Annotated in this window: 3 protein-coding genes; all 3 read right to left on the reverse strand. The window is 54.1% G+C overall.

Annotated features, from left to right (window positions below):
* On the reverse strand, positions 1–767 hold a 767-nt coding region (locus QVO51_RS07175), incomplete at its 3' end, for a dockerin type I domain-containing protein (protein ID WP_288167977.1).
* Positions 700–1,347 carry a carbohydrate binding domain-containing protein gene (locus QVO51_RS07180; protein WP_022357830.1) on the reverse strand — a complete coding sequence of 216 codons (648 nt, stop codon included), beginning with the start codon at positions 1,345–1,347 and terminating at the stop codon, positions 700–702. The genes QVO51_RS07180 and QVO51_RS07175, both read right to left, overlap by 68 nt.
* Before the next feature lie 228 nt (positions 1,348–1,575).
* The coding region (locus QVO51_RS07185; RefSeq protein ID WP_288167978.1) for a condensation domain-containing protein at positions 1,576–2,717 on the reverse strand (1,142 nt) is incomplete at its 5' end.

The following is a 2,717-nucleotide window of genomic DNA, read 5'->3' on the forward strand; positions in this document are numbered from 1 at the left end:
ACGGGCACATCATAGTTTTTGCCCACTGCCGCCATCTGTTCCTGCATGGAATAGCCGCCCTTTGACCGATTGATGATGATAATCACCGCCGGTTCATTCTCCTGGGACAGGCAGCGCCGCACCAGACCCTCAAAGCTCTTTTTATAGCTTTGATCCGGGTGGTCATTGACGGAAAATTCAATGAATATCACATCCGGTTGATCGTTGAGAATATCGTTCTGTGCCCGGAGCAATCCCACCAGAGAGGAGGTGCCGGACATGCCTGCATTGTTGAAGGAAACATTGCTGCCGGTGCCGAAGGTGTCTGCAAAATACCGGTAGGAACGGGCTACGTAGCAGGTATCCGTTCTGCCTCCTTCGGTGATGGAGCCGCCGATATAAGCCAGCTTCACCCGTTCCCCGCTTTGCGCCCTGGCAATCTTCTCCCGGATCCGGCTGGTGTTACCCATCTGATAGATGGAATCCCCATAGAATTTCAACATCTCCGGCGAAGCGGTTTCCTGGTAATCGTCCCACTCGTTGTCCGGGATCTCCGGCTCCGGGAAAGCCTGGATGGTGCCCAGCAGGTATTTTTGCAGCAGCACCAGATCGCTCATCTCAAAGCTCCCGTTCTGATCCACATCCGCCGCCTTGCCGGCACAGGTTTCCGTAAATCCGCCGGCTGTCATGCCCCGCCGGGCAAGGAGCATATCCACTCCGTCAATGGTACTGTCCCCGTTGATATCCCCCCGGATCACGGCTCTTGCTGCGCCTGCGCCAGGAATCACCGTGCCTTCCGGAGCGGCTGCTGGGAATCCCCGTGCCTTCCGGAGCGGCTGCTGCCTCGTCCACATAAAAGCTGTTCAGGCTGTCGGCAGTTTCAATGTACAGCTGCATAGCAGTTGCCCCCGCTGGCAGCTGAAAGCTGGTATTGGAAAGCTGGATCCAGTCTCCCTTGGACACCACCGCCTCTGCGATGGAGACATATGCTGTTTCCCCTTCCGCATTCTGATACTGAATCTTCATATAAAAGGTATCCGTCTTGCCGCCGCCGGTATACTTCACATTGGCAGAAAAGCTGTAGGTGCTTCCGGCCGTGAAGGCATCTCCCAGGGGCAGGGTTGCCCCGTTCCATGCGGCGGTTCTGCCGGACACATACAACGCACCGCTGCCTGCATAGGCACCTTTTGCCGCATGCTCCACTTTGGCTGCACCTCTGCCGCTCCAGTTGTCCGTGCCGGATTCAAAGGTGCTGTGAAAGAAATAGCTGTCTGGATCTGCTGCAAATGCCATTTGCCCCGGCATGCTTCCGATGGTACTCAGAAGCATGGCTGCGGCGCATACAGAACCGATCTTTTTGTGTGACATACAATTCTCCCCTCGTATTTGTCTCTGATCATTCAGCATAAAAGGAATGCACATATTTATTCAAAATTTGTACACTATTCTTTCATTTTACCCTGTTCCATTGATTCCGTCAAGGAAGAATCGTGCTGAATTTATATAAAAAACGTGCTAATGGCATCCTGCATAAAAAAGCGGTCATCCTCTTGGGATCACCGCTTCTCACTTAGGGCAATACTGTACAGCATTGCCTTACTGATTCTTTTCGTAATATGCCCGCAGCTGGGCCAATGTAGCATCCGGCTGCTGGGAAAGGAGGGCAACCACGCTTTCCATATATCCCTTGAGGGACTCCAGGAAATGCTCCGTATAGATCAGACCGTTGCCGACCATCGCCAGTGCCAGCTGATCCGCACCCTCGAACACCAACAGGAAGAACTGCTCCACCGAGCGCTTGGTGGGAATCGGCACCTTTTCCAGCTGCTTTTCCGAGGTTTCCGCTCCTGCTACAAAATTCTGATAGGTCAAGCAGAACTGGGTCCGGTCATAATAATGCCCCGCCGCCAGATTCGCCATATTCTTGGAGAAGGTATCCTTGGATGCCTCCAGCAGATCTGCCAGCTTATCTTCCTCCCGAATGCGCATACGATGCTGCAGCGAGTGGGCAATGTAGCCCATGGTGCGGAAATACCGCTTGCTGGTACGGTTTGCACTGGTGACGCCGATGATGGTATCCGGATTGTCCAGCAGATACGCCACGCCCAGATGATATGCCAGCAGGATCACGTTGAACATGCTGGTATGATACCGCTGGGCAAGCTGCTCCACACCGCTCCGGTCAATCTGATACATATGATCGTAGCCGGACGCAGGCGCTCCCACTGCCGCCTTCGTAATATCCAACATCTGATACCCTTCCACTTCCTGCTTCCAGTATGCCAGCTGCTTTTTGCCCTTATCGGACTGAAAGAACGCCGTCTCATCCCGCAGGAAATGCAGGTATGTATCTGTTTCCGGCTTTGGCGCATCCGGATGCTCATAATACCGGAACACCTGATCCATGATCAGACCGGTGGTACTGCCGTCCCCGATCCAATGATGGGCAAGCCACACAAACAGGTAGTCATTCTCCGCCAGCTGCACCAGGAAGATCCGGAAGCTGGGCTGGTTAAACCAGTCAATCACGGTATTTACCTGTTTGGAGGCAATGGCAACCGCTGATTGCAGCCGTTCCTGCTCCGTGTCCCCCTGTGCCTCATATACCTGCAACTGGAACTGGTAATGGGTCAGCACACGCTGTGTATAGGTATCCCCCTTCTGCACCAGGATCAGCCGCAGGGCATCGTTCTCATCCACCACCCGCTGAATACTCTGCTCCAGCCGCTGCCGGTCAA

It is taken from the genome of Ruminococcus sp. CAG:379 (assembly GCF_000434255.1).
GTDB lineage: Bacteria > Bacillota > Clostridia > Oscillospirales > Ruminococcaceae > Ruminococcus_F > Ruminococcus_F champanellensis.